12 protein-coding genes and 1 pseudogene are annotated in these 14,758 nt (G+C 73.5%); 6 read left to right on the forward strand and 7 right to left on the reverse strand.

The window, feature by feature from the left end; translation table 11 throughout:
- Positions 1-161: 161 nt before the first annotated feature.
- The 4 genes from ACZ4YY_RS32945 to ACZ4YY_RS32960 form a co-directional block, all read right to left on the reverse strand.
- Positions 162-1,469 carry a glycosyltransferase gene (locus ACZ4YY_RS32945; protein WP_468298607.1) on the reverse strand — a complete coding sequence of 436 codons (1,308 nt, stop codon included), beginning with the start codon at positions 1,467-1,469 and terminating at the stop codon, positions 162-164.
- Positions 1,470-1,519: 50 nt separating this feature from the next.
- Positions 1,520-2,647, reverse strand: coding sequence for a glycosyltransferase family 4 protein (locus ACZ4YY_RS32950; RefSeq protein ID WP_468298609.1), 1,128 nt, complete (start codon positions 2,645-2,647; stop codon positions 1,520-1,522).
- A 171-nt stretch (positions 2,648-2,818) separates the two neighbouring features.
- Positions 2,819-4,240, reverse strand: a complete 1,422-nt coding sequence (locus ACZ4YY_RS32955) for a HEAT repeat domain-containing protein (protein WP_468298610.1) — start codon at positions 4,238-4,240, stop codon at positions 2,819-2,821.
- Between the two features lie 324 nt (positions 4,241-4,564).
- Positions 4,565-4,957, reverse strand: coding sequence for an ankyrin repeat domain-containing protein (locus tag ACZ4YY_RS32960; RefSeq protein ID WP_468298612.1), 393 nt, complete (start codon positions 4,955-4,957; stop codon positions 4,565-4,567).
- Positions 4,958-5,217: 260 nt separating this feature from the next.
- On the opposite strand from ACZ4YY_RS32960, the gene ACZ4YY_RS32965 reads away from it, so the two are divergent.
- Together ACZ4YY_RS32965 and ACZ4YY_RS32970 are read left to right on the forward strand one after the other, a co-directional pair.
- Positions 5,218-5,412 (forward strand): hypothetical protein, encoded by a 195-nt coding sequence (locus ACZ4YY_RS32965; protein ID WP_016434155.1) that lies wholly within the window; start codon positions 5,218-5,220, stop codon positions 5,410-5,412.
- Between the two features lie 86 nt (positions 5,413-5,498).
- Positions 5,499-7,070 (forward strand): hypothetical protein, encoded by a 1,572-nt coding sequence (locus tag ACZ4YY_RS32970; RefSeq protein ID WP_468298614.1) that lies wholly within the window; start codon positions 5,499-5,501, stop codon positions 7,068-7,070.
- Positions 7,071-7,156: 86 nt separating this feature from the next.
- On the opposite strand, the gene ACZ4YY_RS32975 is transcribed toward ACZ4YY_RS32970, so the two are convergent.
- Positions 7,157-8,656 carry an SCO1417 family PLP biosynthesis transcription factor gene (locus ACZ4YY_RS32975; protein ID WP_468298616.1) on the reverse strand — a complete coding sequence of 500 codons (1,500 nt, stop codon included), beginning with the start codon at positions 8,654-8,656 and terminating at the stop codon, positions 7,157-7,159.
- 33 nt (positions 8,657-8,689) lie between these two features.
- Here ACZ4YY_RS32975 and yczE point away from each other — a divergent pair, with 33 nt between their 5' ends.
- From yczE to ACZ4YY_RS32995, 4 genes are all read left to right on the forward strand, one after another.
- The gene (yczE, locus tag ACZ4YY_RS32980) at positions 8,690-9,409 is read left to right on the forward strand and encodes a membrane protein YczE (RefSeq protein WP_468298618.1); all 720 of its coding nucleotides are present in this window, start codon (positions 8,690-8,692) and stop codon (positions 9,407-9,409) included.
- Positions 9,406-10,173 (forward strand): glycerophosphodiester phosphodiesterase, encoded by a 768-nt coding sequence (locus ACZ4YY_RS32985; RefSeq protein WP_468298620.1) that lies wholly within the window; start codon positions 9,406-9,408, stop codon positions 10,171-10,173. The genes yczE and ACZ4YY_RS32985 overlap by 4 nt, the downstream gene beginning before the upstream one ends.
- 60 nt (positions 10,174-10,233) lie before the next feature.
- Positions 10,234-11,580: an MFS transporter gene (locus ACZ4YY_RS32990; RefSeq protein WP_468298622.1), complete on the forward strand. Its 1,347-nt coding sequence runs from the start codon at positions 10,234-10,236 to the stop codon at positions 11,578-11,580.
- Between the two features lie 278 nt (positions 11,581-11,858).
- Positions 11,859-12,233, forward strand: a complete 375-nt coding sequence (locus tag ACZ4YY_RS32995) for an RNA polymerase-binding protein RbpA (protein WP_010357981.1) — start codon at positions 11,859-11,861, stop codon at positions 12,231-12,233.
- Between the two features lie 100 nt (positions 12,234-12,333).
- Here ACZ4YY_RS32995 and fxsA read toward each other — a convergent pair whose 3' ends face one another.
- Both fxsA and ACZ4YY_RS33005 read right to left on the reverse strand, forming a co-directional pair.
- Positions 12,334-12,891: an FxsA family membrane protein gene (gene fxsA / locus ACZ4YY_RS33000; RefSeq protein WP_468298624.1), complete on the reverse strand. Its 558-nt coding sequence runs from the start codon at positions 12,889-12,891 to the stop codon at positions 12,334-12,336.
- Between the two features lie 580 nt (positions 12,892-13,471).
- Positions 13,472-14,249, reverse strand: a pseudogene (locus ACZ4YY_RS33005) (polyprenol monophosphomannose synthase); the annotation flags it as partial.
- Positions 14,250-14,758 lie beyond the last annotated feature (509 nt).

The following is a 14,758-nucleotide window of genomic DNA, read 5'->3' on the forward strand; positions in this document are numbered from 1 at the left end:
TCCGCGCCCCTGTCCGGCCAGCGACCACGAACCGGACGGGACGGCGGGACAGGCCCGTCTCCCCGTCCCCGACGCAACGGCACAGTCCCGTCCCGACGTCCGCGCGGGGCGACGACACGGGTCCGTCCCGACGCCCCCGACACAACGGCACAGACCCGTCCTCACGCCACGGCACAACGGCACAGGCCCGCCCCGACACCCCCGACGCAACGACACAGGCCCGTCCCCTCGTCCCCGGGACGACGAACCGGGCCCGTCCTCCCGTCCCCCTCCCCGCGCCCGCGCCACAGCACCGTCGCGTCGTGTGCCGCGAGGAACGCCTCCACCGCCGTCCCCCATCCGAAGCACTCCGCACGCGCGCGTGCCCGCTCCCGGGTCTGCGCCCGGGGCTGCGTCAGTAGCGTCTCCACCGCGTCCGCGAACGCCTCCCCGTCGTCGGTGGCGACGGCCCCCGCGGCCCCGATCACCTCGGGCAGCGCCGACGAGGCGCTCACCACGACCGGGGTGCCGCACGCCATGGCTTCGAGGGCGGCGAGCCCGAAGGTCTCGGCGGGCCCCGGCGCCAGGCACACGTCGGCGGACGCCTGCAACGCGCCGAGCGCGTCCCGGTCGGAGACGTGCCCCAGGAAGGTGACCGGCAGCCCGCGCTCGCGTGCCCGCTGCTCCAGCCGCCCGCGCAGCGGGCCGTCGCCTGCGACGACCAGCACCGCCCGCGTCCCGCGCCGGACCAGGGCCTCCAGGGCGTCGAGCGCCGTACCGGGCCGCTTCTCCACGGAAAGCCGGGTGCACGTGACCAACAACGTCTCGTCGGCGCGCGCGTGACGGGCGCGCGTCCCGGGGTCGCGCAGCGCGGGGTGGCGTTCGACGAGATCGACGCCGAGCGGGGCCCGCACGACGTTGCGGACGCCGATCCGGACGAACTCCCGCTCCGCGAACTCGGTGGTGCACACCACGCGCGCGTAGGTGTGCGCCGTGCGGAGGTTGAGCGCGTCGGCGGCCCGCCGGGCCGCTGTCTCCGGCACGCCCCAGGTGCGCAGCACCCCGTCGGCGGTCTCGTGGGAGACCATCACGGCCGGTATCCGGGCCCGCCGCGCCCACTTGCCGGTCCAGCGCAGGGTCGTGCGGTCGGAGACCTCCAGGCGGTCGGGCCCGAGCTCCTCCAGCAGGCGGGCCAGGCGCCGCCTGTCGGTCAGGACGCGGTAGCCCCCGGTGCCCGGCAGCAGCGGCCCGGGCAGGGTGATGACCCGGCCCTGCTCGGTGTCGCGGTCGCTCGCCCGCTCACCGGGCACGATGAGCACCGGTTCGTGGCCCGCCGCCCGGTAGCCCCTGCCCAGCTCGCGCAGGGCCGTGCGCAGTCCGCCCGAGGCGGGGGCGACGAAGTTGGCCAGCCGCACGATCCGCAGCGCCCGGCCCGGTGCCGCGGGCCGCCCGCTCTCGACCGGCGGCCCGGCGGCCGTCCGATCCGTCACAGCGGTCACCGCTGTCACAGCCGTCCGAGGCGTCCCAGCCGTCCCGCCGCTCATGCCGCCACCACCGGTCGGCGAGCGGCGAGCACGTCCGCGTAGTGGCCGATCAGCTGGTCGCCGACGGCGGCCCAGGTGCGGCCCTCGACCGTGGCGCGCCCGGCCGTGCCGTAGGCGGTCCGCAGCGCGGGGTCGGCGGCCAGGGACCACACCGCCTCCCGCACGGCCTCCGCGTCGCGTGGCGGGACGAGCAGCCCGGTGCGTCCGTGGGCGACCAGGTCCAGCGGTCCGCCCGCGGCGGGTGCGACGACCGGCACGCCGCTGGCCATGGCCTCCTGGACGGTCTGGCAGAACGTCTCGAACGGGCCGGTGTGCACGAAGACGTCCAGTGAGGCGAAGATCCGGGCGAGGTCGTGGCCGGTGCGACGGCCGAGGAAGACGGCGCCGGGCAGGGCCTCGGTCAGGTGGGCCCGGCTGGGGCCGTCGCCGACGACCACGACCTTCACGCCGTCCAGGCCGCACGCCCCGGCGAGCAGTTCGACCTGCTTCTCCGGGGCGAGGCGTCCGACGTAGCCGACGATCGTCTCGCCGTTCGGGGCGAGTGCGCGGCGCAGTGTTTCGTCGCGGTGTCCGGGGCGGAAGCGGACGGTGTCCACTCCGCGGGCCCACAGTTTGACGCGGGGGACACCGTGGGTCTCCAGGTCGTGCAGTGCCGGGCTGGAGGGGGCGAGGGTGAGGTCGGCGGCGGCGTGGACGGAGCGTATCCGCCGCCAGGCGGCGGCCTCGCCGGCGCCCATGTAGGTGCGGGCGTAGCCGGCGAGGTCGGTCTGGTAGACCGCGACGGCGGGGATGCCGAGCCGGGCGGCGGCGGTCATGCCGCGGACGCCGAGGACGAACGGGCCGGCCAGATGGACCATGTCGGCGCGGTGGCCGGCGAGGGCGGCGGCGACACGTCGGCTGGGGAGGGCGACGCGGACCTGGGGGTAGCCCGGGAGCGGGAGGGAGGGGACTCGGACGACGGGGCACGGCGCCTGGGCGTCCTGCCCGGTCCCGGCGGCGGTGGCCGGGGCGACGACGAGCGGGTGGTGACCGCGCTCCACGAGGTGGCGGGCGGTCTGGAGCGCGCAGTGGGCCACGCCGTTCACGTCGGGGGGAAAGGATTCGGTCACGATGACGACACGCATACGGGTGTTGTCGCCGTGCTGGACGTGGCCGCGTCAAAGGGGATCTTTCCGGATGCCGAACGTCCCGTGAGCGTTGCGGGGCGCACCCGCGCGGGTCAGACGGTGTCCATGCCCGTCCGACCCGCGGGTCATCCCCTGTTCACCTCGCGGGCACAGGTCGGCCCGTCCGGGTCACTTGGCGGAGGCGGTGTCCGGTCCGATCCTGCTGCGCACGGCCGTCTGCACCTCGGCCTCCTCGGCCGGGTCGGCGGCGAGCCTGCGGAGCCGTTCGACGACGCGGGCGTCACCGGTCTCGGCGTGCCGGGCGGCGATCTCACGGGTGGCCTCTTCGCAGTCCCACAGGCATTCGACGGCGAAGCCGGTGGCGAAGGAGGGGTCGGTGGCGGCGAGGGCGCGGGCGCAGCGTCCGCGCAGATGGGACGAGGCGGTCTCGCGGTAGATGTGGCGCAGGACGGGTGCCGCGCAGGCGATGCCGAGCCGCCCGGCGCCGTCGACGAGGGTCCACAGGGTCGGCGCGTCGCAGCCCTCGCCGCGCACGGCCTCGCGCAGGGCGCCGAGGACGAGGTCGCTGTCGCGGGCGGCGCCCCGGCAGGCGAGCATGCGGCCGGCGGCGGCGCCCAGGGCGTCGGGCCGGTGGACCCAGCCGCGGGCCCGGTCGACGGCGGCGACGCTGCGCATGCGTTCGAAGGCGTCGACGGCGGCCTCCACGACGGCCGTCGTGCCGGTGGTAACGGCGCCCTCGACGAGGTCGAGGGCGTCGGGATCATTGCTGTCGGCGAGGTAGCGCAAGGCGGTACACCGGGCTCCGTCGGTGCCGTCCACGGCCGCCCGCAGGATCTGTGGCCGGTCCTCGGGTCCGGCCACGGCGGTGAGGCAGCGGGCGGCGGGGACATGGAGTGCGGCGCCGCGCTCCAGACCCTGCTGGGCCCACTCGAACACGGCCTGGACGCTCCAGCCGGGGCGGGGGCCGCTGGGACTCATCTGGCGTTGCCAGCGGTCGAAGCAGCCGGTCTCGTGGGCGGCTCGCACGCGCGTGGAGATGTACTCGCGGGGGTCCTCGGCCCACAGCCGCCAGGGCCGTGGTTCGAAGGCGTCCCGTACGGCGACGGCCAGCTCGGCCTCGCCCTCGGCGTCGGTGGCGAACCGCGCGAGGACGGGCGCGGCCAGGGAGCGCAGGCCCGCGTCGTCGTCGCGCAGGGCGAGCTCGTCCAGGGCCCAGGCCCAGTTGGAGCCGGTGGCGGCGTACCGGCGGAGCAGTTCGAGGGCGTCGCGCCTGCCGTAGGAGGCGAGGTGGCCGAGGACGGCCAGGGTGAGGCCCGTGCGGGACTCGTCGGAGTCGAGGACGTCCTCGACGTCGAAGAGGTGCGCCTCGATCTCGTCCAGTTCGCCGCTCAGGTCGAGGAAGAGACGGGCGTAGTACAGGGAGCGGTTCTCCACCTGCCAGTCGTGGCGGGGGTCGCGCAGCACACAGTGGTTGAGGGCCGCGAGAGCCTCGCGGCGGGGAGCGGTGAGCGCGTGCAGTGTGCCGTCGCCACGGCCCCGTTGGAGGAGGCCGAGCAGCGTGCCGCTGGGCGCTATGACCGGATCGAACATGGGAAACAGCCTCACATCAAGCGTCGACGCAACCGGGGACGTGCACTACCTGGCCGCGTGACAACACGTCGGTGCGCCCGCCGTTTCCTGCTTGCTGTAGACCATCTTCCTCTGCCTCTCGTCGGTGGCCCATGCGGACCGCATCACGGCCCGCGCGGTGCGGCAACGCCTGCCCGGCCATCGCGTCCGTGAATCACGACGTCATGATGACCCGGCTGTTCTGCCTGCCGCGACCGAAATTTCCGGCGGCCTTGTACCGCCTCCCCCGTGGTCGTTGATTTGCCTGCTCAGAACCTGTGTTTTACCTGATCGGAGCGGCCCGCGTCACGATGCGCCGAACAATTCGACCAACTCGGTGCGGCCGAACATGCGGGCCGTGTCGACGGCCGAGGGGGTGCCCGCGGACGGGTCGGCGCCGGCCTCCAGGAGGGCCTGGATGACCTCCGTCTCCCCCTTGAAGACAGCCCCTGCGAGGGGGGTCTGCCCTCGGTCGTTGACGCGGTCGGCCTCGGCGCCGCGGGCGAGGAGCGCCCGGACCGCGTCGGCGTGACCGTGGTAGGCGGCGAGCATCACGAGCGAGTCGCCGCGGTCGTTGGTGAGGTTGGCCGGAACGCCCGCGTCGACGTACGCCACGAGCGCCTCGGTCTGTCCCCGGCGGGCCAGATCGAAGATCTTGGTCGCCAGCTCCACGACCTCGGGGTCGGGGGCCTCGGTCATCGCGGACCGCCTTTCGTCACAGCCGTTCAGGTGAATCGCCAGGGTACTGGCTCGACGGGCACATGGCCGGACCGGTCGGAGGCAAAGATCACCGCGAGACCGGTCCGGCGCAACTCGCCCGAGAGGGCAGCACTCCCGAACTTCCGCCACACGGGGGAAATCTCCGCTTTTTCACCCAGTTGCACCTTTTATCGTATAGATACATCCTGTGAGCCTGGAAGTACTCAGGGTGACTGTCCCCACCAACCAGGAGAACTCAAATGATCCTGTCCATCTCAGGCGTGGTCCTGCTCGGCATCATCGTCTTCCTGTTCTTCCGCAAGGACGGGCTCAAGGCGTCGCACGCCCTGGTCTCGGCCCTGTTCGGTTTCTACCTGGCCAGCACGGCCATCGCTCCCAGCATCAAGGCGGGCGGCGAGAGCCTGGCGAGCCTCCTCGGCGGCATCAAGTTCTGACGCCGCGCCCTCCGCCGTCCCCCCAGGACTGAGCCAGGTTCCGTCCCGGGGACCCCCTCGTCCGTTCCCACCGTCAGGAGACAGCAGTGGCCCGGCGCCCCCTCCCCCGCATCCTGAGCCAAGGCAGCGCGCAGATCGCCCGGAGCCGGGAGCTGGCCCGCACGGCGGCCGACAGCGCCACCGACGTCCTCCACCCGCTGATCACGGTCACCCGCGGTCTGCGCCGACTGGCCTCGGCCGGGCGGCGCAAGTGGGCCGAGACCCCCAAGGACAAGCGCGGGCCGCTGCTGTTCCTGGTGGCCTCGGTACTGCTGGCGGTGGCACTCGCACCGTACGGCCCCCTGCTCGCCGTCATCACACTGATGGCGGCGGCGGCCTGGCAGGGCCGGGACCGCACCCCACCGGATCCCGAAGGCCCCGACGAGTCGCAGACCCAGCGGCTCCAGGCACTGTACGAGGCCCTGGTCCCGTTCTTCTCGACGACCGAGGACCCCTCCCCTCTGTACGCCCACGGCGGCGAGTGGCAGAAGGTCTTCCCCTCGTTCGAGTTCGACGACTCGGGCCGCATCGCCCACCTCGTCGTCCACTACCCCGCCTACTTCCCGGACGGCGAGGCCGAACCACGCGCGCGGGTGGAGCATCTGCTCGCGTCCAAGGCGGGGCGAGGCCGCGAGTACCTCTTCGACTGGGACGAGGAGGGCAACGAGCTCACGATCAGCGTCCTCGCCCCCCTCCCCACCGACATCGCCGCCCAGCGCTTCGTGACCGCGCCGGGCGAGACCGTGCTGGGCTTCACCGACCCCTCCGAGGTCCAGCGCACCCTCCCCCTCACCCACGGCGAGGAGCTGCGGGACGTGCCGCCGGTCGTCTGGCGCACCGGCATCCGCTCCACCGAACCCCACCTCCTGGTGGTCGGCCAGCCCGGCACCGGCACGTCCACCCTGCTGCGCTCGATCGCCCTCCAGGCCCTGCAGTACGGGGACGTCCTGATCGTCGAGGGCGGCGGCACCGGCGAATACGCCTGCCTCACCGGCCGGGACGGCGTCCTCGGGGTCGAGGTCGGGCTCGCCGGGGCCATCGCCAGTCTGGAGTGGGCGGCGAGCGAGACGGAGCGTCGGCTCGTCGCCGCCAACGAGGCCCGTCAGGCCGGTCACGCGCCGCCTGACGACACAAGGCGCCCCCTGTGGATCCTCCTCGACCGCCCCACCGCGTTCACCCACCTGGCCGAGGCGGAGGGCCGCAAGGACCCGCAGTCCTTCCTCCAGGTCCCCCTCCGGCACGGCCGCGCGGCCCACGTCACCGTCGTTGTCGCGGAACAGTTCGACAGCCTCGACGCGCTGAGCGACGCGGTACGCCAGCACACGCGCGCACGGGTCGTGCTCGGGCCCGCGCCGACCCGGCTGCTGGAGCCGCTCCTGGGCGCCCGCCCGCACACCACCCCCGTCGACCACTTCCCGCCCGGCCGCGGCTACGCCCGTCTCGGCACCGGCCCGGTGCGCCGGCTCCAGGTGCCGGCGACCCCGGACCCCTACGACGACGCGACGAGCGACGCACACCGCCAGGCGGTCCTGGACCTGCTGCCCCCGCGGACGACCCCGGCGGACGGCGAGTCCCTGCCGGTACCGGTCGAGGCGGCGGTGGCCGAACCCACCATGTGACCGTCCGCCGACGCACCCCCGCCCCCGAGCGCACTCCCGTGGCGCGGCCCGGGCCGGCACAGTGCAAGGACTCCTCAGGCGCCCGCCTACGCCACGAACGTCCGCAGCGGCTCGCCGCCCGCCGTTCCCCCGCTCCGCACCACCCGCGCCGCCGCCGCCAGACGTGCCGCGGCCTCCTCGGCCACCGCCCCCTGCACGGTGAACGGCAGGCGCACATAGCCCTCGAAGGCGCCGTCGACGCCGAAGCGGGGACCGGAGGGGACGCGTACGCCGACCCGCTCCCCCGCCTCGGCGAGGCGCGAGCCCGACAGGCCCCCGGCCCGCACCCACAGGGTCAGCCCGCCCTTCGGCACGGTGAACTCCCACTCCGGCAGCTCCCGCCGCACCGCCGCGACCAGCGCGTCCCGGTTCTCCCGGGCCTGGACGCGCCGCAGTTCGACGGCCTGCTCCCAGCCGCCGGTGGCGAAGAGCCAGTTCACCGCCAGCTGCTCCAGCACCGGGGTGCCCAGGTCGGCGTACGCGCGGGCGGCGACCAGGCTGCGGACGACGTCCGGGGCGGCACGCACCCAGCCGATGCGCATGCCGGCCCAGAAGGCCTTGCTCGCCGAGCCGACGGTGATCACGGTCGAGCCGGCCGCGTCGAAGCCGCAGACCGGCCGGGGCATGTCGACGTCGTCGTCGAGCCACAGCTCGCTCATCGTCTCGTCGGCGACCAGCACGGTCCCGGCCGACCGGGCCGCCTCCACCAGCCGTCGCCGCTGGTCCTCGTCGGCGAGCGCGCCGGTCGGGTTGTGGAAGTCGGCGACGACATAAGCGAGGCGCGGGGCCGCCTCGCGCAGCACCTGGCGCCAGCGGTCGAGGTCCCACCCGGCGAGCCCCTCGGCCATGGCGACGGGCACCAGCCGGGCGCCCGCCTCGCGCATCAGCTGGAGGATGTTGGCGTACGAGGGCGACTCCACGGCGATGCGCTCGCCCCGCCCGCCGAACAGGTGGCAGATCGCGTCGATCGCGCCCATCGCGCCCGTCGTCACCATGATCTGTTCGGGCATGGTCGGGATACCGCGCGCGGTGTAGCGCTCGGCGATCATCGCGCGCAGCGCGGGCAGCCCGGCCGGGTAGTCGCCGTGGGTGTGCGCGTACGGCGGCAGTTCCTCCAGCGCCCCCTGGACGGCACGGGTGAGCCAGGGCTCGGGCGCGGGCAGCGCCGCACAGCCCAGGTCGATCAACGAGCCGAGGGCCTCAGGGGGCAGAGGCTCCAGCCCTCGCGCGGGCAGCGGGTTGCCCGCCGGGACGGCCGTCCAGCTCCCGGCGCCGCGCCGCGACTCCAGGAAGCCCTCGGCGCGCAGCGCCTCGTAGGCGGCGGCGACGGTCGTCCGGCTGACGGTCAGGGACTGGGCCAGTTCGCGCTCGGCCGGCAGCCGGGCGGCCACGGGGACGCGTCCTTCCAGGACGAGCAGCCGGATGCCGTCGGCGAGCGCGCGGTAGGCGGGCGGCCGACGCGTTCCGGGGCCCGCCGGGCGGTCCTGCTGCGACTTCAGCAGCCGCGCGAGCTGCGCGGCCCCCACCGCGGAGGTCCACTGCGTCATGACTCCAGTCCACCTTCCCGGAATTGGACCTGGATGGCCGGTCCCTTCAAGCCACAGAGTGACACGGGTCAGGCCACTACCACCACCCCGGGGGACCCCTTGTCCGCACCACACCGTCAGGTACGACGGCTGATCCAGCTGTACGCCGGCCTCGCGCTCTACGGCGCCAGCTCGGCGCTCCTCGTCCGCTCGGGTCTCGGTCTGGAGCCGTGGAACGTGCTGCACCAGGGGCTCGCCGAGCGGACCGGGCTGTCGATCGGCGTCGTGTCGATCGTGGTGGGCGCGGCCGTCCTGCTGCTGTGGATCCCGCTGCGCCAGCGCCCGGGTCTCGGCACGGTCTCCAACGTCTTCGTGGTGGGCCTCGCCATGGACGGCACGCTCGCCCTGGTCCCCGGGGCGCATCCGCTGTCCGTCCGGCTGCCCCTCCTTGTGGCCGGCATCGTCCTCAACGGCGTGGCCACCGGCCTGTACATCGCGGCGCGCTTCGGGCCCGGGCCCCGCGACGGGCTGATGACCGGCCTGCACCGACGCACCGGTCGCTCGATCCGCCTGATGCGGACGGCCGTCGAGGTGGCGGTCGTGGCGACCGGCTTCGCCCTCGGCGGCACGGTCGGCGTCGGCACGGTGCTGTACGCGGTGTCGATCGGTCCGCTCGCCCAGCTCTTCCTGCGGGTGTTCGCCGTTCCCGCGGCATCCGACGGCAGCACGGTCGTTGCCACCGGGTCACCCCGGGGAGCGATACTGCGTCCGTGACCACTCCCGTACGCCACCCCTACCTCGACCACCCGGTGCCGATCGCGTTCGCGCACCGCGGCGGGGCCGGGGACGGTCCGGAGAACACCGTGGCGCAGTTCCGGCGCGCGGTCGAGGCGGGCTACCGCTACATCGAGACCGACGTGCACGCCACGCGGGACGGCAGGCTCGTCGCCTTCCACGACGCGACGCTGGACCGGGTCACCGACGGTGCCGGCCGTATCGCGGACCTGCCCTGGTCGGACGTACGGCACGCGCGCGTGGGGGGCGGGGAGCCGGTCCCGCTGTTCGAGGAACTGCTGGAGACCTTCCCCGAGGTGCGCTGGAACGTCGACCTCAAGACGGAGGCGGCGCTCCACCCCTTCCTGAACCTCGTCGCACGCGCCGACGCCTGGGACCGCGTCTGCGTCGGCTCGTTCTCGGAGGCCCGGGTGGTGCGCGCCCAGCGGCTGGCCGGGCCGCGGCTGGCCACCTCGTACGGCACCCGGGGGGTGCTGAACCTGCGGCTGCGGTCCTGGGGCGTGCCCGCGGCGCTGCGCGCGTCGGCGGTCGCGGCGCAGGTGCCCGAGACGCAGTCGGGCATCCAGGTGGTGGACCGGCGGTTCGTGCGCGCGGCCCACGCGCGAGGGTTGCAGGTGCACGTGTGGACGATCAACGAGGCGGATCGGATGCACCGACTGCTGGACCTGGGCGTCGATGGCATCATGACCGATCACATCGACACACTGCGCAAGGTCATGGAGGAGCGCGGCGTCTGGGTCTGACCCACTGCGCCCGCCCCCGCCGCCCTCGCGCGCATCATCGGCGGGGAAGCGAGGGCACGGGTGGGCACCGACACCGTGCGGACGGCGGCGTCCGACGACGCGGCCGGGCGGCGGCGCGAGCAGCGCGGCTGGTACTTCTACGACTGGGCGTGCTCCGTCTACTCGACGAGCGTGCTCACCGTGTTCCTGGGGCCGTACCTCACGTCGGTCGCCAAGGAGGCCGCGGACGCCGACGGCTATGTGCACCCGCTGGGCATCCCGGTCCGCGCGGGCTCCTTCTTCGCGTACTCGGTGTCGCTGTCGGTGATCGCGGCCGTCCTGCTGATGCCCCTGGTGGGCGCGGCCGCCGACCGCAGCGGCCGCAAGAAGCCGCTCCTCGGGGCGGCCGCCTACGTGGGCGCCGCGGCCACGACCGGCATGTTCTTCCTCTCCGGCGACCGCTACCTGCTCGGCGGCGGGCTGCTGATCGTGGCCAACGCGGCGCAGTCCGTGGCGATGATGCTCTACAACTCCTACCTGCCGCAGATCGCCCCGCCCGAGGAGCGTGACGCGGTCTCCTCACGCGGCTGGGCCTTCGGGTACGCGGCGGGCTCCCTGGTCCTGGTCGTGAACCTCGTCCTCTATCTCGCCCACGACTCCTTCGGCGTCTCCGAGTCGACGGCCGTGCGGATCTGCCTGGCGTCGGCGGGCCTGTGGTGGGGCGGCTTCACGCTGATCCCGCTGCTGCGGCTGCGCGACCGGCCCTCCGCACCGCGGGAGACGACGGCCCCGGGCCTGCGCCAGCTCGCCGCGACCCTGCGCGACATGCGCCGCCACCCGCTGACCCTCGCCTTCCTGCTCGCGTATCTCGTCTACAACGACGGCATCCAGACGGTGATCTCCCAGGCCTCGATCTACGGCTCCGAGGAACTCGGCCTCGGCCAGTCCACCCTGATCGGCGCCGTACTGCTGGTGCAGGTCCTGGCCGTGGCGGGCGCCCTGACGATGGGACGCCTGGCGCGCGTCTACGGGGCCAAGCGCACCGTCCTCGGCTCGCTCGTGGCGTGGACGCTCACGCTCGGCGTGGGGTACTTCCTGCCGGCCGGGGCGCCGGTGGGCTTCTTCCTGCTGGCGGCCGCGATCGGGCTGGTCCTCGGCGGCAGCCAGGCCCTCTCCCGTTCCCTCTTCTCCCACCTGGTCCCGCCCGGCAAGGAGGCCGAGTACTTCGCCGCGTACGAGGTGAGCGACCGGGGGATGAGCTGGCTCGGCCCGCTGCTGTTCGGGATCACCTACCAGCTGACCGGGAGCTACCGGGACGCGATCATCTCGCTGGTGGCCTTCTTCGTGCTCGGGTTCGTGCTGCTCGCCCGGGTCCCGGTGCGGCGGGCGATCGAGGCCGCGGGCAATCCGGTACCCGAAAGGATTTAGCACTCAGGACGAAAGGGCGGTAGTGTACGCGTTTGGCCTGCCAGGCGTACCGTTACTGCGCGTCAAAGATGCCGAAACGCTGGGTGACATCTCCTTTCAGATGTGACAAACCGGGCGCCGGTGGGTACTGCACTGGTTGACAAGGCTGCGGCTACGACGGCGACGCATGACCCGGAACGGGACACGGAACGGGAATCTTTACCGCCGACCGGACGTTGACCGGATGACGACGACAGCGACACCTGTCCTGTGGGCGACAAGCCCGGGAGGCACGATTCATGAGTGAGCGAGCTCTTCGCGGCACGCGCCTCGTGGTGACCAGCTACGAGACGGACCGCGGCATCGACCTGGCCCCGCGCCAGGCCGTGGAGTACGCATGCGAGAAGGGGCACCGCTTCGAGATGCCCTTCTCGGTCGAGGCGGAGATCCCGCCGGAGTGGGAGTGCAAGGTCTGCGGAGCCCAGGCACTCCTCGTGGACGGCGACGGCCCTGAGGAGAAGAAGGCCAAGCCCGCGCGTACGCACTGGGACATGCTGATGGAGCGGCGGACCCGTGAGGAACTCGAAGAGGTCCTCGAGGAGCGGCTGGCGGTACTGCGGTCCGGGGCGATGAACCTGGCGGTGCATCCCCGGGACAGCCGCAAGTCCGCATAGCCGGATGCCGGCGCATCAGCGCACACATTACGACCGCGGGCGCCGTACGTGATCCACGTACGGCGCCCGCGGTCGTCCGCGTCTTCGGGCGGGACGATTGTCAGGGGGTCAGCGGCGGGCGCTGCTCCCCGGGCGCCCGCTCCGTCTCGTCGTCCCTGATCACCTCGCCCTGCACCACCTTGCCGTCCGGCCGCTGCATCCGGGCCTGCTGGAAGGCGTCGCCCAGGGAACCGGGGACGGCCTCGCGCAGCTTCCGGTCGACCGTGCGTTCCGCGTACCGGCCGACGGCCTGCTGGACCGGCGGCAGCAGCAGGAGCAGACCGAGCGCGTCGGAGACCAGACCGGGGGTCATCAGCAGCAGGCCGCCGAGCATCACGAAGCCGTTGCCGCCGCCCCGGGACGGGGGTGTGCCACGCTGGACGGCCTCGTTGAGGTTCTGGAAGGCGCGTCGGCCCGCCCGCTTGACCACGACCGAGCCGAGCACGAGCCCGGCGACCAGCAGCAGGAAGACCGTGAGCCCGCCGGCCGCGCCCGCGACCAGGGTGAGCAGCCAGATCTCCAGCACCAGCCACGCGGCGAAGCCCAGCGGCAGCAGCCGCCACCGGCGGGAGCGCCGGGGCGGGGCGGAGTACGCGGGAGGAGAAGCGCCAGTCGTCATGCCCCCCAGTGTGCCCGCACCCGGCTCAGAGCCACGTAAGGGGGCGATCAGCCGTCCCTGCGGGACGTGGAGGGCGCGTCGGGCCCGCCGGGACCCTCGGGGGCCTTCTCCGCACCGGTACCGGTGGACGTCGCAGGGGCTTCGGCCGCGTCGCGAACGTCAGAGGACTCGAGGCCTTCAGTCGTGTCACGAACGACGGAGGACCCAGGAGCTTCGGCCGCGTCGCGAACGGCAGGGGCCCCAGGGGCACCAGCGGCGTCGCGAACGGCACCGGACACCTCAAGGCCGGCCGCTTCGGAGGCATCGGCCACGTCAGGGCCCTCGGGGGCGGAGGCCTCGGACACCTCAGGGACCTCGGGCGCTTCCGCCGCCTCCACCGTGTCGGACGCGTCGACCGCCTGGGCGTTGCCCCGGGGGTCGGGGGCAACGGACGTCGTACCGTCCGGCCCGGCGGACGCCTCGACGTCCTCGACGTCCTCGACGGCGGTGGCGGCTGCCCTGACGCTCTTGACCGCCTCACCACCCGGCGCGGCAGGCGCCCCGGTGTCCGAAGCGGCGGGCACCTCACCGTGCTGACCCGTCCGGCCGGCGATCTTGCCGACCCGCTCCCCCACGCCCCAGGCGGTGACCCGCCACAGCGCCTCGACGAGGATGTCGCGGCTCATCTTGGAGTCGCCGTGTTCGCGCTCGACGAAGGTGATGGGCACCTCGACGACGTGGAACCCGGCCTTGACGGCACGGCGGGCGAGGTCGACCTGGAAGCAGTAGCCCTGGGAGGCGACCTCGTCGAGGCCGAGGCCCTCCAGGGTCTCCCGGCGGAAGGCCCGGTAGCCGCCGGTGATGTCGCGCAGCGGGAGGTCCAGGGCCAGGCGCGAGTACAGGCTGCCGCCACGGGAGATGATCTCGCGGGACCTCGGCCAGTTCACGACCCGGCCGCCGGGCACCCAGCGGGAGCCCAGGACGAGGTCGGCGCCTTTGAGGGCGGTCAGCAGCCGGGGCAGTTCCTCGGGCTGGTGGGAGCCGTCGGCGTCCATCTCGATGAGCACGCCGTAGCCGTGCTCGAGGCCCCAGCGGAAACCGGCGAGATAGGCGGCGCCCAGCCCCTCCTTGCCCTTGCGGTGCAGCACCTGGACGTGGTCGTCCTCGACGGCCAGCTCGTCTGCGAGCTTGCCGGTGCCGTCGGGGCTGTTGTCGTCGGCCACGAGCACGTGGGCCTCGGGGACGGCCTTGCGCACCCGGCCGACGATGGCCTTGATGTTCTCCGCCTCGTTGTAGGTCGGAATGATCACCAAGGCCGTGCCGAGCGGACCGAACTGCCTGTCCCGGGCCTGTGCCCCGGGAGTCCCGCCGTCGTTCACTGCTGCCCCTTCATGTCCGTACGCAGGGGACCACCATAGTGGCCGCCGCCTGCGCTGACGTGACGGGACGTTCGTATGGTGGTGTCGTTTTCAGAAAAGCGGGGTATGGATGCGCTTTTCGGCTCGTACGGACGAGGCTACTGCGGACGGCATGCCGCGATCCTGCGGATGGGGGCCCGGCGCTCTTCGGGCCGACCTGGGGCCCGCTGGCTGCGGGTCGACCGAAAGCCGTTGTCTACTGAGCGCCCGGGCCCCACCCGGGTCACACCTCCCCGACCGGCCGGAACGTTCCCCCGCTGCGGCGCGGGCGCTGAGCCTGGCTCCCAGTGGCGGCGCCGTGCGGCGACCGTCCTGACCCAGCGGCGCCGCGGCGAGTCGCGACCGTTCCCCGGCGGGGCGTCCGGTGGTGGACCCGGCCGAACCTACCGGCCCCCCGCCGTCGGCTGTCAATAGCCGTTCCACCTGCGGCTCTTCTGACAACGCGCTGGTCAGCGGGGAAGAGAGGATGG

This window comes from Streptomyces sp. NPDC030143, assembly GCF_055573695.1.